The following is a 22,965-nucleotide window of genomic DNA, read 5'->3' as shown; positions in this document are numbered from 1 at the left end:
CTATCCTTTCGGCGCCAAAAGCTGCAAAGCGGCGCGTATGATTGCAGCGCTGTCCCCCTCGGGCAGCATGCCCAACGCCTGCATCACCGCACTGGCCGCGTCGCCGGGCGCGTATCCCAGATTTGTCAATGCAGACAGCGCATCTGCCTGCACGCTGGGATCTGGTTGCTTTGCCGGCCCGTCAGAAACTGGCGCCGTTACACTTGACTCAATCACCTCTGCCTCATCGGTCAGCGGGGGCGAAACAGATGCAGGCGCGCTGTTTTGCGCGGCCATCGCCATAACGCTGGGCGCTTTATCTTTTAGTTCAATCACCACGCGTTGCGCCGTTTTTGGCCCGATCCCTTTGGCGGCTTTCACCGCATTCCAATCGCCTAAAGCAATGGCTCGGCTGACACCATCTGCGCCCAATGCCCCCAAAATGGACAGTGACGCCTTAGCGCCAACCCCCTGAACCGACATTAGCAACCGGTGCCATTCTTTTTCGACCAGACTGGAAAACCCAAACAGCTGTAGCAGATCTTCGCGCACCAGCAGATCTGTATAAAGGGCAACCGCCTCGCCCGGCCCAGGCATGCCCATCATCGTTCGCTCAGAGCAATATACCAAATATCCGACACCTTTGACATCGAGCAGAATATGATCCTCGGCGCGATAATCTATGCGGCCTGATAATTTACCGATCATACCGCCACCTTGGCCAAGGCCTGTTCAAGTTTTCCCGATGCGCGGGCGTGATGTGCATGGCACAGCGCTATCGCCAAAGCATCGGCTGCATCCGCATTCTTTATCTGCACACCCGGCAGCTGCAACCGTACCATGTGATCGATCTGCGCCTTATCGGCATGGCCAACACCCACGACCGTTTTTTTAACTGTATTTGGGGCATATTCCGCTACGCTCAGGCCCGCTTGCGCCGGCACCAGCAGCGCGATCGCGCGCGCTTGACCCAATTTCAGCGTTGCAACCGCGTCTTTATTAACAAAAGTCTGCTCAACAGCCGCGGTGCTCGGCTCCCACGCCAGCATCACCGCCCGCAGCTGCTCGTGGAGCGAAAGCAACCTCAGCGCCAAATCATCGCCTTTTGAATGACATACCCCATTGGCCACATGCGAAACCTTGCTACCGGCCACGTCGATGATGCCCCAGCCCATATTGCGCAACCCCGGATCGACACCTAAAACCCGCATCTTCACTGCCCTGTTATTTTTTAAAAAGCGTTAGCACGAAACGTGAACATAAGCCAATCAGAAAGTGACAGATCCTCTAAAGCGACCCAAAACGCACCAGTGAAACTTACATATTAAGCGATTTCTCCCCGGCCTTTTAACAAGCTAAGCGCGTGGGCTATTCGGTATTTGAATAAAAAATAAGCCCTCAATGCGCACAAATCAGCAAGCGAGCATAATCGTTTATCCCCGCTGTTGGAGCGTTAGCGCCGACCATTCTCCAATATCTTCTCGATATTCAAGAGTAAGATCATATTTTTCATATTGCGCCAGAATATCCTGTACCTGCGTAACCAGCAAACCAGATAGGATAAGCTTTCCGCCTAAGCGAATATGCGCCGCGAAATCCTGGGCAAGATCGATCAAAGGGCCCTTTAAGATATTGGCAAAAATCAAATCGTAAGGGGACGCCGCCGCCAAAGCGGGATGATCAAACCCGGCGGCTTCAATGCAAGTAACCCGGCCTGAAAGCCCATTGGCAGCAAGATTGGCTTCTGCGACCTCAACCGCCACCAGATCGATATCGCTGGCTACTATCTCACCCTGCCAAATTGAGGCTGCGGCCATCGCCAAAACTGCCGTACCGCATCCGATATCAGCAACTTTTTCGGCCTTAAATCCTTGATCCAACAGGCGGTCTAACGCCCGTAAACAGCCCAATGTTGTTCCATGATGGCCGGTTCCAAAAGCCATCGCTGCTTCGATCAATAAAGCCGTTGCATCGCTTGGTACTTTTTCTGCATCATGGCTGCCATAGACAAAAAATCGTCCCGCCTTAACCGGCGCCAATTCGCGTTTCACTTTGGACACCCAATCGGTTTCGGGCAATTCCGACACCGCAAAAGGCACCGCATCAAACGCAGCCGCCAGCAAAGCCAACGCGACGGCATCGGGTACCTCGGTAAAATACCCTCCAACTTCCCAAAGCCCCGACCCATCCTCAAGCTCAAACACGCCGACACCCTCAGGTGGCGGATCAAGCCGCTCCATCGCCTCGCCGAGGGCCTCGGCCTGCGCGGGGCCGTTTAACGTTGTAAGCGCTGTAAATGTAGACATAGAATCTCCAAAATCATGCAACTGGCGGTAGGGGGCGATGGCGCTTAGGTCAAGCCTTGATCTGCAAACATCCAAAGGCAGAAATTCAACTCCCTCCCACTTGGCCGTGAAAATATGCCCCCGATGCCTTCACGCGACGCAAGTGACAAAGGGCTTGCAACGGCCAAAGGCATTGCCGCCGCGCGCACTCAAAGAGCATTAAAATACTCGGCGGTCTAGCTGATTGCGGGTGCCGAGCTGAAAATCGTTTCGCAGCCAGAGCGAGGATGGCGCGGGATCATCAACGCCAAAACCAAGGATGCGAATGCCATCGCTGCGGCAATCACAAAAACCCCAGCGGGTGAATATAGCCAAAAAAATCCAAGCGCCACGGGTAAGAAAACTGCCGCAATATGATTGATCGTGAAGGCTACCGCCGCGCTGGATGCAATATCGGCCGGATCCGCAATTTTTTGAAAATATGTTTTCAACGCCAGAGCAAGCGAGAAAAACAAATGGTCAAGCACAAACAATAAAACCGCCAAAGATAGCCCCCACCCAAAATAATAAATGCCCCCATAGGCCAAAAACACGCCTGCCAAGCCCAGATACTCAAAAGCCAATGTGGAGCGTTCCCCAAAATAGCCGACCGCGCGCCCGGCAAAAGGCGCAAGCACCGTGTTCAAGAGCAAATTCACAAGAAGCAGCCAAGCCATTTCATGCACTTCAAATCCAAACCGCTCTACCAACATGAAGCCGGCAAAAACCACAAAAATCTGGCGCCGAGCGCCGGCCATAAACTGAAGCAGATAATAAAGCCAATAGCGCCTGCGCAGAACCATTTTTTTGGTTTGAACATTGGCGGCTCGAAACCGCGGGTATCCAATAAAGCACAATATGGCAATCAGCATGGTTGCTCCGCCGCCAGCCATATAAATAGGATTATAAGAGAGATCAAAAACCTGCGTGGCGATCAAAATCATACCATAAGCAAACAAAGCCGAGCCCGCATCAGCGGCCGTTAGAAGCCCCAAAACCCGCGGCGCCTCTGCTTTGGGAATCCATTGCAACTGCAACGATTGATTTACGGTTTCAAAGTAGTGAAACCCGATTGAACTGATCAATGTGACGGTCAAAATACCCGCCATTGAAGGGAACCAGGCCGTAACGGCGGTGGCGGCTCCAAGCACGAATAACGCGATCAGCCCAAACACTTGTTCGTGAAAAAACAACAGAAAAGCCAGAACGCCAACCGCCAAAAACCCTGGAATTTCTCTTATCGTGTGCAGCCAGCCAATATCCGCGCCATCAAACCCGCCCACTTCGATCACAAAATTATTCAATAAGGCCGACCATACCCAAAACGCCAAGGGCATGGCCACCGCCAGCGCAAATAGCAGGGTTTTAGGTTGCTGCCATGAGGGGAGCTGCGCAGCATCTGAAAGCGGGACTTGATCTGGCATTTCAGTTTTCTACTGGCTTTCCAAGGCTTTGACGAGATCAAATTACACCCTGCATAGGCCGCCGACCGTATATCCGGTTGAAGCCTTATAGAAAACTTTGCGGGTCAATATCGACATGCACCCGCAGGCCAGCTTTCGGTTTTACCTTCAGCCAGCGCCGAAGCGCCGGCTGCAATCGGCTTGTTTTATCCGCCTTGATTAGCAAACGCACCCGAAAGCGGCCACGCACCCGCGCGATTGGAGCCGGCGCAGGGCCAAAAACTTGCGCTCCAATTTCGGTAAGAGGCCTAGAGTTGCGCGCCAAATGCTGAGCGTATTCAAACGCCTCTTCTTGCGTGACGGCGCTAATCACCAAGCCAACAAGGCGGCCAAAGGGCGGGACCAATGCGCTTTGCCGCATCTGCGCTTCCGCATTCCAGAACGCTTCTTCATCCCCTTTCAAAATAGCTTGTATCACAGGATGCTCTGGCTGATGCGTTTGCAAATAGGCAGATCCTGCCCTTTGCGCGCGGCCGGCCCGCCCCGCCACTTGCCGCATGATTTGAAATGTATGCTCCGCCGCCCGCAAATCAGACCCCTGCAACCCAAGATCAGCATCAATCACCCCAACCAATGTAAGATTTGGAAAATTATGACCCTTCGCCACCAATTGCGTGCCAACGATAATATCCGCAGCGCCATCGCCAATCTCTTGGATTTTTTCTTTTAACGCCCGCGCCGAGGCAAATAGGTCAGAGGATAAAACCGCAATGCGTGCCTCGGGGCACAGCGCTGCAATTTCATCGGCTAATCTTTCGATACCCGGCCCAATCGCGGCCATGCGCCCCGCAACCGAGCAGCTAGGGCATGCGTCTAACAACGGCTGCGTTTCGCCGCATTGATGGCACATCAAGCGCTTAGAAAACCGGTGCTCAACAAGACGCGCGTCGCAATGCGGGCAGCCAACCTGCTCTCCACAGGCCCGGCAAAGCGTGACCGGCGCGTATCCACGCCGGTTAATAAACAATAAGGATTGCTCTTTTTTTTCCAATCGAAGTTTAATTTGCGCAAGCAAGCTCGGGGAAATCCATCGATCACTTGGCAGCGTTTCAACGCGCATATCGATGGCCTGCATTTTGGGCATTTTGGCAGGCCCAAAGCGTTTTAGCAGATCAATGCGCTGGTATTTGCCTGATGTGGCATTCACCCAACTTTCCAAGCTGGGCGTTGCGCTGGCCAGAATAACATGCGCGCCCGCTATTGAGGCCCGCAAAACCGCCATATCCCGAGCATGGTAAATCACCCCATCTTCTTGTTTGTAAGAACTGTCATGTTCTTCATCGACGATAATCAGGCTCAAATTGCGAAAAGGCAAAAATAATGCAGAGCGGGCCCCCACAACCAATTGCGCACCGTTTTGCGCCACCATTCGCCAGCAGCGGCGCCGCTCCCGCGGCGTGATCCCCGAATGCCATTCCGCCGGGCGTGCGCCAAACCGTGCCTCGACCCGATTGATGAATTCAGCGCTTAGCGCGATTTCGGGCAATAACACCAATGCCTGACCGCCTGCGCGCAAAATATCGCCAACCGCCTCTAAATAAACCTCGGTCTTGCCCGAGCCGGTTACCCCGCGCAACAAGCTGGCGCCATAGACCTGCCGGTTTAAGGCGCCGCGCAGTTGTTGCACGGCTTTGTCTTGATCTTCGTTCAGCGCCTTGGCGCCAAATCCTGGGTTGAGCTGCGCAAAGGGGCGATCGCGCGGAATTTCATCCTCAAGCACGGCCCCCGCAGAGACCAGCCCTTTTACAACCGAGGACGAAACAGCCGCCGCCTCGGCCAGTTCGCTGAGCGAGAGCCCCGCGCCACCAAAGGTTTTTAGCGTTTCGAGCACGCGCAACCGCGCCGCTGTGGATTTTACCGGCCCCTCTGGCGCCAACCGATAAATTTTTTCAGTTTTCTGGCGATCGCTCAACCCCTCCACGCGGGTTGCCAATTGCAACATCGCACTCAGCGGAGTCAGCGTGTAATCCGCTGCGCGGATCAAGAACTCTTGCAATTCTGCTTGCATCAAGGGCACATCCAGCACCCGGTTGACGGCGCGCAGTTTCGTGCGATCATAATCACCGGTGCCGGCGCCCCAAATCACGCCCAATACTTTTCTCGGCCCCAACGGCACTTCAACAAAAGCGCGAAGCCGGCACCCGCCTGCGGGCGCATGATAGTCTAAAAGCCGGTCAATGGGTTGGCTCGTTAGAACGCAGACGGTCTCTCCTTCACTGAAAAACTCTTTTGCCTGCACTTTTTACTCCATGTTGGGGTTTTCCATAGCTGAAACTTACATTAAAGCCAAACCATGCCTCACCCTAGCCATGCAAGGATTACGTCATGAAATTTTTTGTCGATACCGCCGAAGTTTCCGAAATTATTGAGTTGAACGATCTGGGAATGGTTGATGGTGTGACCACGAACCCGTCTTTGATCAAAAAATCTGGTCGCGATATTTTGGAAGTCACCAAAGAGATTTGCGGCATTGTATCTGGCCCTGTCAGCGCCGAGGTCACGGCCACTGACGCCGATAAAATGATCGCAGAGGGGCGCAAACTGGCGGAACTGGCCAGCAATATCGCCGTAAAGCTTCCCCTGACATGGGATGGTTTGAAAGCCTGCCGCGTGCTGAGCCAAGAAGGCAAAATGGTCAATGTCACTTTATGTTTTGCCGCCAACCAAGCCTTATTAGCGGCAAAAGCGGGCGCAACCTTCATTTCCCCCTTCATCGGCCGTTTGGACGATATCAACTTGGATGGGATGGAGCTGATTGAAGATATCCGCACCATTTATGACAATTACGGCTTTGAAACGCAAATTTTGGCGGCCTCAATCCGGACCGCAAATCACGTGCTCGACAGCGCGCGCATCGGCGCCGATGTCATAACTGCCCCCCGGCCGTCATCAAAAACCTGGCCAACCATCCCTTGACCGATAAAGGTTTGGCCAGCTTTTTGGCAGATATCAAAAAAACTGGACAAACAATTCTGTAATCGTGTTATCGTGCAATCCCAAATTGGTAGAATGGCCAGAACGAGATGCGCGTAACGTCAAAAATAGACAGCATATTAAGGCAAAAAATTATTGATCGCCCAGATGTGATTCTGGACGATCCTGATGTTATGAAAGCGCTGATTGCAGCCAATGAAACCGCGATGGGTGCAAATATTGTTGATCTGCGCGGGGTTGCGATGGATCGTTTGGAAAGCCGCCTTGACCGGTTGGAAAATACCCATCGCGGCGTCATTGCAGCCGCTTATGAAAATATGGCGGGTACGAATCAAATTCAGCGCGCTGTTTTAAGATTGCTGGAAGCACCGGATTTTGCCGCCTTCATGGAGGCGATCACCGGTGATGTCTCCGATATTCTGCGCGTTCAGTCGCTGAAGATGGTCTTAGAAACCCGCCAGAATGACGGACCAGCGCGCAATGCGCTTGAACAATATAACGACACTATAACCTTAGTGGCGCCGGGCTTTGTTGATATTTATCTGTCGCAAGGGCGCAATGCCCCCGCCTCATATATTCTTTTGCGACAAGTTCATCGCGGCTCTGAGCAAGTGTTCGGCACAACGGCAAAATTCATTCGCTCTGAAGCGGCTTTGCCCTTGGATATGGGACCAGGCAGATTGCCCGGAATGCTCGTTTTAGGGGCTGAAGACCCTTATCTGTTCACCGCCCAGCAGGGCACTGAATTGCTCTCATTTTTTGGCAATGTTTTTGAAAGAATGATGATACGCTGGCTTTCATGAGCCCGCTGTCACCCGCGATTCTCAAATCAATGCATGAGTGGCTTTCGACGAAAGCCGCCTTGGAGAACCTTTCGGTTCATACAGTCAGCGCGTATGAGCGCGACCTGCTGGATTACCTAAGCTTTATGTCGGCTCATTTAAACAACGGACAAGCTGTTAAATCGCTGGCGCATATACGCGTTGGCGATTTACGTGCCTGGATGGCCGCGCTGCGCAAAAACGAGCTGAGCAGTCGTTCAATCGCCAGAAAGCTTTCTTCTCTTAAAAGCTATTATCGATGGCTCGCGCAAAGAGAGAATTTTGATCCCAGCATTGTGCTGGCTTTTAAAGCGCCAAAATTCCAATCAAAAATACCACGCCCCCTATCCGAGGAAAGCGCCTTGCAAATGTTAGAAACCGTGCCGCAGCAAAGCCTTGAACCTTGGATAGCCGCGCGCGACTTGGCCATTGTAAGCCTGCTATACGGCTGTGGTTTGCGCATATCAGAGGCGTTGGATTTGCGGACCCGCTCCACCCCTCTTGGCAATAGCCTGAAGATCACCGGCAAGGGCGGTAAGGAACGTCTAGTGCCGATTTTACCCCTCATTGCAGAGGCGGTGGCACGCTACCTTCATCTTTGCCCGTTTACTTTATCGCCGCATGATCAAATTTTTCGAGGCGCGCGCGGCGGCCCGCTGAACCCTAGGCTGGTGCAAAAAACGATTCAGCAGGCGCGCTTGCAATTGGGGCTACCGGCCAATGCCACGCCCCATGCGATGCGCCATAGTTTCGCCACCCACCTTCTTAGCGCGGGCGCAGATTTGCGCAGCATTCAAGAGCTGCTTGGACATGCCAGCCTCTCAACCACCCAGAGCTACACGGCGGTTGATACGGCCCGCCTGATGGAGGTCTATTCACAAACACATCCCAAGGCAGAATAGAAATTTGCATTCCTGCTGAAACTGGGCCATGACGGGACTATGACAAAAGAAACAAAGGCGCTGAGCGTCCATTTATTCACCGCCACGGGCGCTGTTTTTGCAATGCTGGCCATGCTGGCGGCTGCTGATGCAAAATGGAGCCTGATGTTTTTATGGTTAATCGTCGCCTTTTTTGTGGATGGGGTCGATGGGCCCTTAGCGCGCAAATATGACGTTAAAACCAATGCTGCGCGCTTTGACGGGGTGCTTCTGGATCTGATTATCGATTATCTGACCTATGTTTTCATCCCGGCCTTTGCGCTGTTTAAATCGGGGCTTTTGCCAGGGTGGACGGGCTGGATCGCGATCATTATCATCACCTTCGCCTCGGCCATGTATTTCTGTGATGGCAATATGAAAACCAAAGACAATAGCTTTCACGGGTTTCCTGGGTGCTGGAATATGGTAGTTATCGTCTTATTCGCGCTCTCTCCAAACTTTTGGTTTATTCTGGCACTGATCAGCCTCTTGGCTATATCGATGTTTTTACCGGTTAAATTTGTGCATCCCGTGCGTACGCTACGCTGGCGGGCGGTTACGCTTCCAATGGCGATGGCGTGGGTTGTTTTCGCAGGATGGGCCGCTTGGGTGGATTTCCATCCCCAAAGCTGGGCCCATTGGGGGCTGGTCATCACATCAATCTACCTTGCAACGGCAGGATTGTTTCAACAAATCACCCCAGCCTCTAAGGCTTAAGGCGATACCCGCGCAGCAACATCCACCAGGCCACAAAGCCCGTGGCAAAAAAACATATCAGCGAAATCATCAAACCCGGTAAAACGGGGGTATCAGACACCCCTAAAACCGAAAAACGCAGGCCATCAATCAGGTAAAAAATTGGATTGAATAAGGCGATTTTTTGCAAAACTTCGGGCAAGGCAGTGATCGAATAAAAACTGCCCGACAAAAAAGCCAATGGGGTGATAATGAAATTTGTAATCGCCGACATCTGATCATATTTCTGCGCATAGATACCCGCAAGCAATCCCAAGGATGCCAAGAAGCCCGCCCCTGCAATGGTGAATGCCAGCGCCAAAAGCGGATGCGCCACCTCAACGCCCAGCACAAACGCGCATCCAAGCCAAAGCCCGATCGCCACAAACAGACCCCGGGCAATCCCGCCAAGCACATAGCCTGCTAGCAGTTCCCCCGCTGAAAGCGGCGGCATAAGCGTATCGACAATATTGCCCTGAATTTTCGATGTCATAATCGAAGATGAGGTATTGGCAAACGCGTTTTGGATGATACTCATCATCACGATCCCGGGCACCATAAAGATAATATAAGAATACCCCATCACCAGACCACGATTGGGGCCAACCGCGATGTTGAAAATCAACAGAAACAAACCAGATGTCACCATGGGCGCTGCGATGGTTTGGTTCCAGACGGCCAGAAAACGCATAATTTCGCGTTTCACCAGCGTCGCAACCCCGATCCAATTCACCAAACCGAAACGCCGGACGCCAATTTTATTGTCAATCTGCATGTAAACGCCTCAATCTTTGATTCTGATGTCTTGTAACTCGGGACCCAATGCTTAGAATAGGGGCTTGTTGAATTTTTAAGGGCGGCCCCAGTTTATGGCCGCTTTTTGCATAGGAAAAACCGATGTCGTGGACTGATGAGCGGGTTGAGCTGCTGACTAAAATGTGGGGCGAAGGCCAATCGGCCAGCCAGATAGCAAAAGAACTGGGCGGCGTCACCCGCAATGCGGTGATTGGCAAAGTGCACCGGCTGGGGCTCTCGAACCGCGCCACGAGCACGGCCAAGCCGGATGCAAAAGTAAAATCAGCGGCCAAGGAAGAGGTGAAATCTGCGGCGCCGAGCGAAGCCGCGATCAAAGAGCCTGAAGCCAAAGCCCCGATTTCGCCAGCACGCCGGCAGATCATTCCGGCCGGCCAGCCTTTGCCACCGCAACCTTCTGCCAATGAAATCAGCCCGGAAGCTTTGGCAAAAGTTTCCGAAGTTGAAAAGAAATCGAAAAAAATATCTCTGATGGAATTGACCGAGCGTACGTGCAAATGGCCCATTGGCGATCCTGCCACCTCAGATTTCTGGTTTTGTGGCCTCCCCACCCAAACCGGCAAACCGTATTGTGAAGCGCATGTTGGCGTGGCGTTTCAGCCGCTCAGCACGCGCAGAGATCGCCGTCGCTAGGCCGGACTTCGCCGGCTTTAGAGAGGCAGGAAAAGCATGCGCTCTCAGAGGCTGAACACGCGATGACCGCCACCGTTTAAGAGCGGTCGGCGCAGAGATTGCATCACTGAGCACCAACGGAATGTCCAAGTCAGCTTTTCAAGCCCGTTGGCATAGGCTATAGGCGCGTTATGTCTGCAAACCCCCCATCCTTGCGACCTGATCTGGTCAGTGCAAAGCTGCAAAAAAATCTTCGCAATGGTCAACCGACCATCGGCATGGTGTCTCTTGGTTGTCCAAAAGCGCTTGTCGATAGCGAGCGGATTCTAACCCGGCTGAGAGCCGAGGGCTACGGCGTGTCGCCCGATTATTCCGGCGCTGACGCGGTGATTGTAAACACCTGTGGCTTTTTGGACAGCGCCAAAGCTGAAAGCCTTGAGGCGATCGGGGAAGCGCTGAACGAGAATGGCAAAGTGATCGTGACAGGCTGTTTGGGTGCCAATCCTGAATATATTTCGGGAGCGCATCCCAGCGTTCTGGCAGTGACCGGCCCCCATCAATATGAGCAGGTTTTGGACGCGGTTCATAAGGCGGTACCGGCAAAACCTAATCCTTTTATCGATTTGTTGCCTGCCGCCAATATCAGCCTAACGCCGCGCCATTACAGCTATCTCAAAATTTCCGAAGGCTGCAATCATCGCTGCAAATTTTGTATTATCCCAGATATGCGCGGAAAGCTTCAAAGCCGTCCAGCCCATGCTATTTTGCGCGAGGCGGAAAAACTGGTGTCAAGTGGCGTAAAAGAGCTTCTGGTTATTTCCCAAGACACCTCAGCCTATGGCGTAGATATCAAACATGCCGAAGCCAAGGGCCATCGTGCACATATCGTAGATTTAGCCCGCGATTTGGGCGGGTTGGGCGCTTGGGTGCGCTTGCATTACGTGTACCCCTACCCGTTCGTGCGCGATTTAATCCCGCTGATGGCAGAGGGCCTCATCCTGCCTTATCTGGATATTCCATTCCAGCACGCCCATCCAGATACTTTAAAGCGCATGGCGCGGCCGGCAGCGGCCACCAAAACATTAAATGAAATCGCCGCATGGCGCGAAATATGCCCAGAGATCACCCTGCGCTCTACTTTTATTGTCGGCTATCCCGGTGAAACCGAGGCCGAATTTCAAACCCTATTGGAGTGGTTAGAAGTAGCACAACTTGACCGCGTTGGCTGTTTTACCTATGAAAATGTCGCGGGCGCTCGCGCAACCGCTTTGCCCGATCATCTGCCCGAAGAGATCAAGCAAGACCGCTGGGAACGGTTCATGCAGAAGGCGCAACAGATTTCAGAAGCCAAATTGGCCAAAAAGCTCGGCACAGAGCTGCAGGTGATCGTGGATGAAGTTGATGAAGAGGCTGCAACCTGCCGCACAATGGCTGACGCGCCCGAAATTGATGGGAATTTGTTTATAGATTCAGATTTTGAAGATTTAACTATTGGCGATATTATCATGGTAAAAGTGGATGAGGCGGGCGCGTATGATCTTTGGGGCCAGCGCGTAAAGCCGTAACCTGAAAGGCACGCAAAAAGCTGCTAGCGTAGGCTCATGCACTCACCTGGCCCTTCGCGCAAGCGATCTGGCCTTACTCGGCGGGCTGCGCCCACCAAATTCCATACAAAGCCGACCCTCAGCCACTTGCGCGACCTGCGCATCGCCGCAACGGCGGCGCGGGCTTAAAATACCTACAGCATAGCACTCTTATCCTAAGGTTGGCGCAGACTAAGCAGCTTTCGAAGGATGAGCTAAAGGGTCTTTGCCCGCAACACCGCGCCTGGATTCATAATACCATGGGGGTCCAACGCGGTTTTTATAGCGCGCATGGCCGCCAATTTAGCTGGGTCGCCATAGCGTTCCAAATCTTCAATCTTCAGGCGGCCAATGCCATGCTCCGCGCTGACCGAGCCGTGCATTTCATGCACAAGATCATGCAGGTCTGTTTTGATGCGCGGGCGTAGATCTTCATAATCCTGCCGCGTTTTTCCCGGATCTGGAAACACGTTGTAATGTAAATTGCCATCCCCCAAATGGCCAAAACAATTCACCCGGAACGGACCGATACGGGCAATCGTTTGATTGGCCGCTTCGATGAATGCGGGCAAAGCGGATAACGGCAAGCTAATATCATGGTTTGACACCGCGCCAACCAAACGATTGGCCTCGGGCATCCGCTCGCGAACCGCCCAAAAATCCGCGCGTTGCGCTTCAGATTGCGCGATTATCCCATCCTGCACCAATCCTTGCTCGCACGCGCATTCGAATAAATCGCTCAGTATCTGCTGGGGATCTTCGCGCGCGCTGAGCCCCAAATCAATCAGCACCATCCATTCGGGCGCAACCTTGAAAGGCTGGCGCACCTCGGGCAAATGCTCTGACAGAAAATCCAGACCCTGCCGGTGCATCAATTCAAACGCGCTGAGCCCCTCTCCGATTTGAGCGCGGGCCAAAGACAGCAAACGCAACGCAGCGGCAGGTGATGGCACGGTGAGTATCGCTGTGCCCAGCATGCGCGGCCTGGGGCTCAGTTTTAAGGCGGCTGCAGTGATTATCCCCAAGCTGCCTTCTGAGCCAATCAACAGATTGCGCAGGTCATAGCCCGTATTGTCTTTATAGAGCCGCGTCAGGCCTTGATAGATCTGCCCATCGGGCAGCACCGCTTCGATCCCGATGCACAGATTGCGCGCATTTCCATAGCGTAAAACATTCACGCCGCCCGCGTTGGTGGCCAAATTGCCACCGATGCGCGATGATCCCTCAGACGCCAATGACAAGGGAAACAGCCGCTCCTGCGCCGCCGCTGCAGCTTGAATATCTGCTAGGATCGCGCCCGCCTCGACAACCAAAATATTTTCTTCAGGATAGATGGCGCGAATAGCATTCATCCGTTCAAGCGACAAAATCAAAGGCGCCGGACCCTCGCTTTTAACCTGCCCACCAACCAGACCCGTGCCGCCTCCAAAGGGAACAACCCCCACGCGTGATCGATGCGCCGCCGCGATCACAGCGCTCACCTGCTCGGTGGTTTCTGGCATGGCCACAATCGCAGCCTGCCCGGCCCAACGGCCACGAGGTTCCTCTAAATGCCGCGGCTCAGCCTGCCGGAACAAATGCGCAGGCAGCGCCGCGCATAATGTTTCAAGAAAACCGTGATCGGCCGGGTTCAACTGCATTTTCATTCCTTTTTGCTGGCTTTCCAACAGATAGCTCGCCCAGCGCGAGCCGCCAGCCTAACCCGCGCTGCTGCGCCCGCGCCGATCGCCGCGCAACGCGGCATATAGCACATGGTTCCGCCAGCGCCCATTGATCTGAATATAAGATTGCGCAACCCCTTCATATTTAAACCCGGCTTTTTCCAGCACGCCGCGCGAGGCAAGATTATCGGGCAAACACGCGCTTTCAACCCGGCTTAAATCCAAGGCCCCGAATGCATGCGCAACCATCGCAATAATGGCTTCGCTCATAAAGCCTTGCCGGGCATATTGCTGGCCCACCCAATACCCGATTGTGCCCACCTGAGAAGGGCCACGGCGAATATTATCCAAAGTGATGGCTCCAACCAACTGACCAGCCTCTTTATGAAAGACAAAAAGCGGCACCGCATTGCCATTTTTCACCGCCCGCTGCGACCAATAAACACGATTGGTAAAAGAGGCACGCGACAGATGATCAGGCGCCCAAATTGGCTCCCAAGGCGATAAAAAAGCTTTGCTCTCATGGCGCAGTTTTGCCCATTCTCGAAAGTCACGATGTTCAGGAAGGCGCAGGCTCAATCGCGCGGTCAGGATCGAAACACTGCGCCGCCTGAATAACATTAGGCAGCGCGCCGTTTCTCAAGCACATCAAAGCTTGGCGCCTTTGCCACCGGTCCGTAAAGCGCAAGCGCTGCCGGCGCCGCCACCGCCATATGTTCTGCATAGGCTTTCAAATCGGCCAGCCCGACGGCATCAATACGCGCAACGGTTTCATCCAAACTGGGCACATAGCCCCAAATCTGTACCATTCTGGCCAGACGCTCGGCGCGATTTGACGCGCTTTCCAGCCCCATCAACATACCAGCCTTCATTTGCGCTCTTGCGCGATCAAGCTCTGCCACGCTCATATCCTCTGCCGCGCGTTTCAACTCATCAATCGTTAAAGTCGCCAAATCGGGCAACTGTTCGGCGCTGGTGCCGGCGTAAATCGTGGTCATACCCGTATCACTATAAGCACCGGCCTGCGCAAAAATTGTATAGCACAAGCCCAAATTCTCGCGAATTTTCTGGAACAGCCGCGAGGACATGCCACCCCCAAGCGCCAGCGCATAAATTTGCGCCGTATGGATTTGTTTATCCAGATAGTTGGGGCTTTCAAAGGCCAACGCAATATGCGCTTGCTCGAGCTTTTTCTCACGCCGCAGATCACCCGCTTGGAAGCGCGCAGGCATAAACCCATCTGAGGTTATTTTCGCCACTGGGCCGAAACTCGCCTCCGCCATGCGCACCAATTGATCGTGATCAACGGCGCCCGCCGCCGCGAGGATCATCCGGTCAGGGCTGTAATGTTGCGAAATAAACGTCACCAAATCTTCGCGCTGGACGCCGGTGATTTGTGCGCTTGGACCCAAAATGCTGCGCCCTAGAGCTTGATTGGGATAGGCAATTTCTTGCAACCAATCAAAAATCACATCATCTGGCGTATCAAGAGATTGCCCGATCTCTTGCAAAATCACCCCGCGCTCTATTTCGATTTCTTTGGCATCCAGAGTCGAGTTTTGTAAAATATCTGCCAAAATATCAAAGGCCATGGGGACGTCATTTTGCAAAACCCGCGCATAATAGGCCGTGACCTCGCGCGAGGTGTAAGCGTTGATAAACCCGCCTACATCTTCGATGGCTTCGGCAATGGATAAGGCGCTGCGCGTTTTTGTACCTTTAAACGCCATATGCTCTAGGAAATGCGCCAAGCCATTTTGATCTAAGGTTTCATGGCGCCCGCCCGCCTGCACCCATATTCCAATCGAGGCCGATTGCAGCCCCGCCATAGGCTCGGTAACGATTTGAAACCCATTTGCAAGCGTGGTGTGTTGAACCGTCAAAGTGATATCCGTTCTTTGATAAACTGTTTCAGCGCGTCCAAATCATTGGCAACCCGGGAGATCCGCTCGGGGCGCTCGAAGAGATCGGCCAAATGGGGCGGCAAATCAGGGCGCAGACCCGTAGCAGCTTCAACTGCGTCTGGAAATTTCGCCGGATGCGCCGTGGCCAGAGTGATCATCGGCGTCTCGGGCTGTATTTGTTGCTCGGCCACATGCACGCCGATCGCCGAATGCGGGCAAAGCAGTTCGCCCGAGCCTTTCAAGGTTTGCCCAATTTGCGCACGGGTCTGCTCTTCACCGCAGCGCCCCGATTGAAAATCGTGTTGCAGCGTTTCCAAAACCCCTTGAGACAGGCTGAAACCACCCTCGGCTTTCAACGCCGCCATCAAAGTACTGACCGCGGCCCCATCACGGCCATAGGCCTCAAACAAGAGCCGTTCAAAATTCGAGCTCACTTGAATGTCCATCGAGGGGCTGATCGACGGAATAACGCCGCTTGTTTTATACTCGCCCTGCGTCAGACACCGATGCAAAATGTCATTCTGGTTTGTTGCGACAACCAATTTGTCAATCGGCAACCCCATTTTTTTGGCAATATAGCCCGCAAAAATATCACCAAAATTACCCGTTGGAACCGTGAAGCTAACCTGACGTTGCGGCGCGCCCAAAGCCAGGGCGGAAGAAAAATAATAGACCGCTTGCGCCAAAACTCGCGCCCAGTTGATCGAGTTTACCCCCGCCAAACGCACAGAATCGCGAAATTCAAAATCGTTAAACATATCTTTCACGCGTGCCTGACAATCGTCAAAATCACCATCAACCGCAATCGCATGCACATTACCCTCGCGCGGCGTGCTCATTTGGCGGCGCTGCACATCAGACACTCGGCGATGGGGATAAAGAATAAACACATCCACGCCGGCAAGCCCGCGGAATGCCTCAATCGCCGCACTGCCGGTATCGCCGCTCGTTGCCCCAACAATCGTTACCCGCTCGCCGCGGCGCTGCAAGGATAGTTGGAACAATTGCCCGATCAATTGCATCGCGAAATCTTTAAAGGCCAATGTCGGGCCGTGAAACAGCTCGAGAAGAAAGTGATTGCTGTCTAATTGAACCAAAGGAGCCTTGGCCGCATGCTGAAATCCTGCATAAGCTTTGCCAATTATTTGTTTGAACTCATCCTCAGAAAAAGCATCACCCAAGAAGGGCTGCATCACTCGAAACGCAATCTCTTCATAAGACAGGCCTGCCATTGCGCCAATCTCATCCGCCGATAGCTGCGGCACAGTTTCGGGTAAATATAATCCACCGTCGCGCGCCAAACCCGTGAGCATCGCTTCTTCAAAGCTCAGAACCGGTGCTGCGCCCCGCGTTGAAATATACTGCATATGCTTTAGCCTTTTTTCTTTTTTTGCGAACGCCATAAGAACGCACCTGACATCATAATCCAAATAGCGGCCAAGGAGAACCAAGTCACCGCATATTGCAGGTGATCATTCGGAATCGCTGAAGAGTCAATTTGTAAGGGCTCTATATTCTGATTTGGCGGAGAAATTTGTGATGCCACGATTAAAATAGGCTGCGTTTTTAGCGCCTCGGATAACGCGTGCACGTCGCGGGCAAACCAGATATTTTTCTCAAGATCGGGCGCAGGCGTAAAGCCATCCACCTCATCTGGCCAATGCAAGTTGCCCTGCACCACCACCTCTTGATCTGCTTGCACATCCAGGCTCTTGGACAAATCGATAAAACCACGATCCACCAAAATGCGACGCTCCCCGGTTTTAAAAACCGAGATCACACGATAGCCCGCTCCAATGCGCTTCTGACTGACCAAAACGCGGATATACTCTTTCCCAAAGCGCCCCTCAGCGAAGACCGGAAAATACGTATCTTCAGACGGATCCGGTATTGGCGGCACCGGCACAGCCGGCGCGGCGATACGCTGATCTATCTGCTCAAGCACCGTTTGTTTCCAAGCAAGACGGTCCAATTGCCAATTCCCAAGCCATAATAAAACGGCAGTACCGGCAAGTGAAAAGACAGTAAATAAAACCCGTTTCACACCTTAAACCCTGCTCTTTTAAAAATAAAAGCGCCCGACATGCGCGCGCTTTTATTCAATCGATCAAGCTGTATTCGCACCACTCGTGGTAAAACTTACCCGCCCCACACGTAAATTGCAGCGAATAAAAACAGCCACACCACGTCTACAAAGTGCCAATACCATGCGGCTGCCTCGAACCCCAAATGGGATTGAGGGCTGAAATGACCCCGCCGCACCCGCAGCAGGCAGATGAAGAGGAAAATCGTTCCAACCAAGACGTGAAAGCCATGGAAGCCAGTTGCCATAAAGAAGCTAGCGCCATAAATATTGCCCGCAAAGCCAAAGGCGGCATGGCTATATTCATAAATTTGAAACACGGTGAAGATGGCGCCCAGCGCAATCGCGATGATCAGGCCTAGTTTCACATCTTCACGATTATCTTCATGAACCAAAGCATGGTGGGCCCAGGTCGCAGCCGCGCCTGAACATAACAGGATAAGCGTGTTGATCAGCGGCAAGTGCCAAGGATCAAAGGTTTCAATACCAACGGGCGGCCAGACCCCATCAACGATCGGGCTCATTTCTCCCATTGGGTACATTGCATGTTTGAAAAACGTCCAGAACCACGCCAGAAAGAACATCACCTCTGACATAATAAACAGAATGAACCCGTATCGCAGGCCGATCAGCACAACGGGTGTGTGATCGCCTTCTTTATTCTCGGTGACCGTTTCGGCCCACCATCCGTACATTACGTATAAAACGCCAACAAAGCCGATAAGCAGCAAATAGGGGCCTTTGTCATGAAAGAACAACACCGCTCCAAAAAGCATGATGAACCCAAACAGCGCTCCAACAAGCGGCCATAAAGAGGGGTTAAGGATGTGATAATCGTGATTTTTTGCGTGTGCCATTGGGTTCCCTCGTTGGCCTTCTTAATAAACAGGTTGTGGCTGATCGTTTCCTGCAGACGCAGAGCCTAATGGCAGATCAAGTTCGTAAAACGTATAAGACAGAGTGATCACCTTTGTAAATTGCGCATCGCGATCTTCTGCCAGTTCCGGATCAATATAAAAAGTTACCGGCATTTGCACCCGTTCCCCAGGTTGCAAAATCTGCTCTTCAAAGCAGAAACAAGCGATCTTGTTGAAAAACCCACCCGCCTCATATGGGGTAACATTGTAACTGGCAGACCCGGCAACGGGCCGGTCGGTAGGATTATATGCTTCATAGAATGCCAAGCCGGTTTCACCGATCCGAAGCTCCATTTCGCGCTCAACCGGCGTAAATTCCCAGGGCATACCGCGCTCCAAGGAAGCATCAAACCGCACTTTCATCGTGCGCTCTAAGATCACGTCAGAATCTGCCTCAACGATGCTCGGCACGCCGCCAAAGCCCGTTGTGCGGCAAAACCAATCATAAAACGGCACCGATGCCCAAGCCAAAGAACCCATAACCACCACAAGCGCCACGGCTTTTGCTGCGGTTCTCTGATAGGCCCGCGACGACATTATTGATCCAATTGGGAGGTGGCGCGTTCAAAATCTCCGCGCGTGACTTTTGCAACCGTCAACCCAAAAACCAGAACCACGCAGGCCACCAGAATAAGACCCACACCCAGATTCCGCCCGAAACGGCGTTTGTGCAACTCATGTTCTTTTTGAAAGCTCATGCCCACAACCCTATCCCAACCCGTGATAGAACGGCTTCAAGCAAAATTGCCCCAAAATGGGCGAAAAGATATATCAGTGAAAGTTTGAAAAATTTGCGTTCGACCAAGAAATTGTCAAGCTCGCTATCCTCCTCATCGCGGCGCCAAATTTTCCAAGCTCCGATCAGAAACGCACCGTTTAAAACCACCGCCACCAAAAGATACACAGCGCCGCCAATACTGGTAAATCCCGCTGCAATCGCCAAAATCGCAAGCAGAACGGTATAGGCCAAGATATGGTTGCGCGTGACCCGACGGCCATGCGTTACCGTCAGCATAGGCACCTCTGCCGCGTCATAATCATTGCGCATAAACAGAGCTAACGCCCAGAAATGCGGCGGCGTCCACATAAAGATCAACGCGAACATCAAAACGCTTTCGATCGATACCGAGCCCGTTGCGCAGGCCCAACCAATCATCGGCGGGAATGCCCCTGCCGCACCACCAATCACGATGTTTTGAGGGGTCCAGCGTTTCAACCAAATTGTATAGATCACCAAGTAGAAGAAAATTGTGAATGCCAGAAGCGCGGCTGCGAACAGATTGGCCGCTAAAGCCAGCATAACAACCGAAAACCCTGCCAGTGCAAAACCCAGAATTTTGGCTTCATCTGCGCTCACACGGCCAGAAGGGATGGGGCGCTTTTGGGTGCGCCGCATCACCTGGTCAATATCGGCATCCCACCACATATTCAACGCGCCAGAGGCACCGCCCCCAACAGCAATTAAAAGAATAGAGGCAAACGCCACCACCCAATGTAGCGGCACGGGGGCTGCAAGCAGCCCCACCGCAGCCGTAAACACCACCAAAACCATAACCCGTGGCTTGAGCAACGCGAAATAATCACCGAAGCTGGCTTCCATTTCATTTTGCGCTGCGTCAAGTGTTGCGTTGGTCATTGAAAACTCATTTCCATGGTTATGCGCCAGCTCGGCTTTTAGGCCGGTTTATCCTGCGATGACACGCGCTGCATGCGGGGCGAGCATCGCGTATTCATCGATTGCATCTTTAAGCCATTCTTCATAGGCCTCTTGGCTGACCACCTTCACGGTGATCGGCATATAGGCATGGTCTTTCCCGCAAAGCTCGGAGCATTGACCGAAATATACGCCTTCTTTTTCGGCCTTAAACCAAAGCTGCGCCAAACGACCCGGCACGGCATCCTGTTTGACCCCAAAGGCTGGGATGGTCCAGCTGTGGATCACATCCGCGCCAGTCAATTGCATCACGACGATTTGCCCAACCGGCACCACAACAGCTGTGTCGGTCGCCAATAAGAATTCGTCGCGCGTATAGCCCGCAGCAACCAGCTCGGCCTCAACTTCATCACTCAGCACTTTGCCATCGCCAATCATGAAGCTGTCAAACCCAAACCCATGATCGACATATTCATAACCCCAATACCATTGGTTACCGGTGACCTTGATGGTCAAATCCGCTTCCGGTATTTCTTGTTGTTTGAACAAAACTGGCAGGGAATACACACCGATCACGGTTAAGATCAAAACCGGAATAACCGTCCATGCGATTTCGACGGGCGAATTATGCGTAAAGCTTGCCGGATTTGGGTTGGCGCGGCGGTTATAGCGTATGATTACATAGCCCATAAGCGCCGTCACAAACACCACAATCGCTGTGATGATATATAAGATCATCGCATCCAACCACTGCAAATCTCTGGCCAATTCCGTAACAGCTGGCTGGAACCCAAGGCCCCGATCTATCGGAACGCCAATAATTTCCAAGCCATCCTGAGCCAAAGCCGGCATGGCGGACATCCCAGCAATCAGGCCAAAAATTTTACTTATAATACGCATCAATCACCCTACTCCGTTACGCGGCGGTTTTTAAAGGAAACACGGCGGCCAAACGACCTGATAGAATCCCATTGTCTTTATCGCGCTTAAAATCATATTCTGCGTCAGAGATAAAGTCAGAACCTTGCGGCAAACGGACGCCCCTGCTTCAAAAATTGAGCATCACGGCGCAGAGACAAATGAGGATACTATGCACGAAGACATCTTTGACCCGTTTGCGCTCAGCCTAGATAAGGACATCGCCTTGAATTTGTTGCAAACCGCAACGCAAGGCGCGGATGATGGCGAGTTGTTTTTCGAACGCCGCCGATCAGAAACGTTGATTCTGGACGATCAACGCATAAAAACTGCTAATTTCGATGCCTCCGAAGGGTTTGGACTGCGCGCTGTGCGGGGCGAAAAAACCGGCTATGGCCATTCAAGCGAGATTTCAGAGGCCGCGATAAAAAGAGCCATGGGCACGGTTTCCTCGGCCGTGGCGGATAAGGGCGGCCAATGGGCTGACGCGCCGCAACGCAGCAATAATAGCCTCTATGCTTCTTTTGATCCAACCTCAGAGATCGGCTTTGCTCAAAAAGTAGATATTTTAAAACAGATAGATGCCTATCTGCGCGCCTTAGACAAACGCGTTGTACAAGTCAGTGCGGTTATCGCCGCCAGTCTGCAAGAGGTAGTGATTATGCGCCCCGATGGCGAGGTTTTTACCGATCTGCGCCCCATGAGCCGCGTCAATATTTCGGTGATTTTAGAAAATAATGGGCGCCGTGAAAGTGGCAGCGCAGGGGGGGAGGGCGATTTTCTCTTTCCGAATTGATCCACCCTGAAGATTGGCAGCCTAAAGCCCGCGAGGCCCTGCGAATTGCAACGGTCAACCTAGACGCAATTGCCGCCCCAGCCGGGATGATGGATGTTGTGTTAGGGCCGGGATGGCCTGGAATTTTGCTGCATGAGGCCATCGGGCACGGGCTTGAGGGCGATTTCAACCGCAAAGGCAGCAGCGCCTTTGCCGGACTTATGGGGCAACGGATCGCAGCGCCAGGCGTGACCGTTCTGGATGATGGCACGCTGCCCGCCCGGCGCGGATCGATTAATATCGATGATGAGGGCACAGCCGCGCAAAAAACGACCCTGATCGAAGACGGCATATTAACCGGGTTGATGCAAGATCGCCAAAATGCACGTTTGATGGGCGTCAAACCCACCGGCAATGGCCGCCGGCAAAGCTATGCCCATATGCCGATGCCGCGGATGACCAACACGTATATGCTGGGCGGTGACACGGAGCCTCAAGATATTGTAGCCAGCCTCAAAGATGGCCTTTATGCCGTGGGCTTTGGCGGCGGTCAGGTTGATATCACCAATGGCAAATTCGTCTTTTCCTGCACCGAGGCCTATCAGGTGAAAAACGGCAAAATCGGCGCACCGGTGAAAGGTGCCACTTTAATTGGCGATGGTGCCACCGCGCTGAAACAAATCCGTGCAATCGGATCGGATATGGCCTTGGATCCGGGTATGGGCAATTGTGGCAAGGCCGGGCAATGGGTTCCGGTGGGGGTTGGGCAGCCCAGCTTGATGATTGGCGGGCTTACGGTGGGCGGATCGGCGGAATAATCCGATCATGCACCTTTGCTTTACGATGAATTAACCACTTCTCCTGTAGAA

20 protein-coding genes and 2 pseudogenes are annotated in these 22,965 nt (G+C 53.0%); 7 read left to right on the top strand and 15 right to left on the bottom strand.

Annotated features, from left to right (window positions below; genetic code table 11):
• The 5 genes from ruvA to GN241_04665 all read right to left on the bottom strand — a co-directional run bounded on the left by ruvA (window position 1) and on the right by GN241_04665 (window position 6,005).
• A complete protein-coding gene (gene ruvA, locus GN241_04685) occupies window positions 1-687 on the bottom strand; it encodes a Holliday junction branch migration protein RuvA (GenBank protein XAT56718.1) in 687 nt (228 codons plus the stop codon).
• A complete protein-coding gene (gene ruvC, locus GN241_04680; protein ID XAT56717.1) occupies window positions 684-1,190 on the bottom strand; it encodes a crossover junction endodeoxyribonuclease RuvC in 507 nt (168 codons plus the stop codon). Before ruvC ends, ruvA begins: the two co-directional genes overlap by 4 nt.
• Window positions 1,191-1,412: 222 nt before the next feature.
• Window positions 1,413-2,285 (bottom strand): methyltransferase, encoded by an 873-nt coding sequence (locus GN241_04675; GenBank protein ID XAT56716.1) that lies wholly within the window; start codon window positions 2,283-2,285, stop codon window positions 1,413-1,415.
• 215 nt (window positions 2,286-2,500) lie between these two features.
• A complete protein-coding gene (locus tag GN241_04670; GenBank protein ID XAT56715.1) occupies window positions 2,501-3,727 on the bottom strand; it encodes an MFS transporter in 1,227 nt (408 codons plus the stop codon).
• 85 nt (window positions 3,728-3,812) lie between these two features.
• Complete coding sequence (locus tag GN241_04665; protein XAT56714.1) at window positions 3,813-6,005, bottom strand: primosomal protein N'; 2,193 nt, start codon at window positions 6,003-6,005, stop codon at window positions 3,813-3,815.
• Window positions 6,006-6,091: 86 nt separating this feature from the next.
• Between GN241_04665 and fsa the strand changes: the two are divergent.
• The 4 genes and pseudogenes from fsa to GN241_04645 all read left to right on the top strand — a co-directional run bounded on the left by fsa (window position 6,092) and on the right by GN241_04645 (window position 9,158).
• Window positions 6,092-6,744, top strand: a pseudogene (gene fsa / locus GN241_04660) (fructose-6-phosphate aldolase).
• Window positions 6,745-6,789: 45 nt separating this feature from the next.
• Window positions 6,790-7,503 carry a DUF484 family protein gene (locus tag GN241_04655; GenBank protein ID XAT56713.1) on the top strand — a complete coding sequence of 238 codons (714 nt, stop codon included), beginning with the start codon at window positions 6,790-6,792 and terminating at the stop codon, window positions 7,501-7,503.
• Window positions 7,500-8,423 carry a tyrosine-type recombinase/integrase gene (locus GN241_04650; GenBank protein XAT56712.1) on the top strand — a complete coding sequence of 308 codons (924 nt, stop codon included), beginning with the start codon at window positions 7,500-7,502 and terminating at the stop codon, window positions 8,421-8,423. Before GN241_04655 ends, GN241_04650 begins: the two co-directional genes overlap by 4 nt.
• Before the next feature lie 39 nt (window positions 8,424-8,462).
• On the top strand, window positions 8,463-9,158 hold the full coding sequence (locus tag GN241_04645) for a phosphatidylcholine synthase (GenBank protein XAT56711.1): 696 nt from the start codon (window positions 8,463-8,465) through the stop codon (window positions 9,156-9,158).
• Here GN241_04645 and GN241_04640 read toward each other — a convergent pair.
• On the bottom strand, window positions 9,148-9,951 hold the full coding sequence (locus GN241_04640) for an ABC transporter permease (protein ID XAT56710.1): 804 nt from the start codon (window positions 9,949-9,951) through the stop codon (window positions 9,148-9,150). The genes GN241_04645 and GN241_04640 overlap by 11 nt on opposite strands.
• A gap of 122 nt (window positions 9,952-10,073) precedes the next feature.
• Between GN241_04640 and GN241_04635 the strand changes: the two genes are divergently transcribed.
• Together GN241_04635 and rimO are read left to right on the top strand one after the other, a co-directional pair.
• On the top strand, window positions 10,074-10,622 hold the full coding sequence (locus GN241_04635; protein ID XAT56709.1) for a GcrA cell cycle regulator: 549 nt from the start codon (window positions 10,074-10,076) through the stop codon (window positions 10,620-10,622).
• Between the two features lie 170 nt (window positions 10,623-10,792).
• Complete coding sequence (rimO, locus tag GN241_04630; GenBank protein XAT56708.1) at window positions 10,793-12,166, top strand: 30S ribosomal protein S12 methylthiotransferase RimO; 1,374 nt, start codon at window positions 10,793-10,795, stop codon at window positions 12,164-12,166.
• 233 nt (window positions 12,167-12,399) lie between these two features.
• On the opposite strand, the gene GN241_04625 is transcribed toward rimO, so the two are convergent.
• From GN241_04625 to coxB, 9 genes are all read right to left on the bottom strand, one after another.
• On the bottom strand, window positions 12,400-13,824 hold the full coding sequence (locus tag GN241_04625; protein ID XAT56707.1) for an FAD-binding protein: 1,425 nt from the start codon (window positions 13,822-13,824) through the stop codon (window positions 12,400-12,402).
• Between the two features lie 57 nt (window positions 13,825-13,881).
• The gene (locus tag GN241_04620) at window positions 13,882-14,466 is read right to left on the bottom strand and encodes a GNAT family N-acetyltransferase (protein ID XAT56706.1); all 585 of its coding nucleotides are present in this window, start codon (window positions 14,464-14,466) and stop codon (window positions 13,882-13,884) included.
• A complete protein-coding gene (locus GN241_04615; GenBank protein ID XAT56705.1) occupies window positions 14,466-15,728 on the bottom strand; it encodes an insulinase family protein in 1,263 nt (420 codons plus the stop codon). Before GN241_04615 ends, GN241_04620 begins: the two co-directional genes overlap by 1 nt.
• Complete coding sequence (locus tag GN241_04610) at window positions 15,725-17,116, bottom strand: threonine synthase (GenBank protein XAT56704.1); 1,392 nt, start codon at window positions 17,114-17,116, stop codon at window positions 15,725-15,727. Before GN241_04610 ends, GN241_04615 begins: the two co-directional genes overlap by 4 nt.
• Before the next feature lie 5 nt (window positions 17,117-17,121).
• Window positions 17,122-17,793, bottom strand: a complete 672-nt coding sequence (locus tag GN241_04605) for an SURF1 family protein (protein ID XAT56703.1) — start codon at window positions 17,791-17,793, stop codon at window positions 17,122-17,124.
• Between the two features lie 95 nt (window positions 17,794-17,888).
• On the bottom strand, window positions 17,889-18,689 hold the full coding sequence (locus GN241_04600) for a cytochrome c oxidase subunit 3 (protein XAT56702.1): 801 nt from the start codon (window positions 18,687-18,689) through the stop codon (window positions 17,889-17,891).
• Window positions 18,690-18,710: 21 nt separating this feature from the next.
• Window positions 18,711-19,286, bottom strand: coding sequence for a cytochrome c oxidase assembly protein (locus tag GN241_04595; GenBank protein XAT56701.1), 576 nt, complete (start codon window positions 19,284-19,286; stop codon window positions 18,711-18,713).
• A 157-nt stretch (window positions 19,287-19,443) separates the two neighbouring features.
• Entirely contained in the window at window positions 19,444-20,385 is a 942-nt protein-coding gene (locus GN241_04590) for a protoheme IX farnesyltransferase (GenBank protein XAT56700.1), read from the bottom strand.
• Window positions 20,386-20,433: 48 nt separating this feature from the next.
• On the bottom strand, window positions 20,434-21,303 hold the full coding sequence (coxB, locus tag GN241_04585; protein XAT56699.1) for a cytochrome c oxidase subunit II: 870 nt from the start codon (window positions 21,301-21,303) through the stop codon (window positions 20,434-20,436).
• Between the two features lie 190 nt (window positions 21,304-21,493).
• Here coxB and tldD point away from each other — a divergent pair.
• A pseudogene (gene tldD, locus GN241_04580) lies at window positions 21,494-22,914 on the top strand (metalloprotease TldD).
• Window positions 22,915-22,965: the final 51 nt, after the last annotated feature.

This window comes from Rhodobacteraceae bacterium IMCC1335 (genome assembly GCA_039640495.1).
Taxonomy (GTDB): Bacteria; Pseudomonadota; Alphaproteobacteria; order Rhodobacterales; family Rhodobacteraceae; genus Thalassovivens.
This window is presented reverse-complemented; position numbering and strand designations above follow the sequence as displayed.

What these genes read in the sequence shown, in the direction of transcription:
- ruvC (XAT56717.1), bottom strand. Translation starts at nt 1,190, where the DNA reads ATGCGGGTTTTAGGTGTCGATCCGGGGTTGCGCAATATGGGCTGGGGC.
- GN241_04595 (XAT56701.1), bottom strand. Translation starts at nt 19,286, where the DNA reads ATGTCGTCGCGGGCCTATCAGAGAACCGCAGCAAAAGCCGTGGCGCTT.
- ruvA (XAT56718.1), bottom strand. Translation starts at nt 687, where the DNA reads ATGATCGGTAAATTATCAGGCCGCATAGATTATCGCGCCGAGGATCAT.
- GN241_04670 (XAT56715.1), bottom strand. Translation starts at nt 3,727, where the DNA reads ATGCCAGATCAAGTCCCGCTTTCAGATGCTGCGCAGCTCCCCTCATGG.
- GN241_04610 (XAT56704.1), bottom strand. Translation starts at nt 17,116, where the DNA reads ATGCAGTATATTTCAACGCGGGGCGCAGCACCGGTTCTGAGCTTTGAA.
- GN241_04655 (XAT56713.1), top strand. Translation starts at nt 6,790, where the DNA reads ATGCGCGTAACGTCAAAAATAGACAGCATATTAAGGCAAAAAATTATT.
- GN241_04590 (XAT56700.1), bottom strand. Translation starts at nt 20,385, where the DNA reads ATGACCAACGCAACACTTGACGCAGCGCAAAATGAAATGGAAGCCAGC.
- GN241_04600 (XAT56702.1), bottom strand. Translation starts at nt 18,689, where the DNA reads ATGGCACACGCAAAAAATCACGATTATCACATCCTTAACCCCTCTTTA.
- GN241_04675 (XAT56716.1), bottom strand. Translation starts at nt 2,285, where the DNA reads ATGTCTACATTTACAGCGCTTACAACGTTAAACGGCCCCGCGCAGGCC.
- GN241_04635 (XAT56709.1), top strand. Translation starts at nt 10,074, where the DNA reads ATGTCGTGGACTGATGAGCGGGTTGAGCTGCTGACTAAAATGTGGGGC.
- GN241_04620 (XAT56706.1), bottom strand. Translation starts at nt 14,466, where the DNA reads ATGTTATTCAGGCGGCGCAGTGTTTCGATCCTGACCGCGCGATTGAGC.
- GN241_04640 (XAT56710.1), bottom strand. Translation starts at nt 9,951, where the DNA reads ATGCAGATTGACAATAAAATTGGCGTCCGGCGTTTCGGTTTGGTGAAT.
- coxB (XAT56699.1), bottom strand. Translation starts at nt 21,303, where the DNA reads ATGCGTATTATAAGTAAAATTTTTGGCCTGATTGCTGGGATGTCCGCC.
- GN241_04645 (XAT56711.1), top strand. Translation starts at nt 8,463, where the DNA reads ATGACAAAAGAAACAAAGGCGCTGAGCGTCCATTTATTCACCGCCACG.
- GN241_04650 (XAT56712.1), top strand. Translation starts at nt 7,500, where the DNA reads ATGAGCCCGCTGTCACCCGCGATTCTCAAATCAATGCATGAGTGGCTT.
- rimO (XAT56708.1), top strand. Translation starts at nt 10,793, where the DNA reads ATGTCTGCAAACCCCCCATCCTTGCGACCTGATCTGGTCAGTGCAAAG.
- GN241_04625 (XAT56707.1), bottom strand. Translation starts at nt 13,824, where the DNA reads ATGCAGTTGAACCCGGCCGATCACGGTTTTCTTGAAACATTATGCGCG.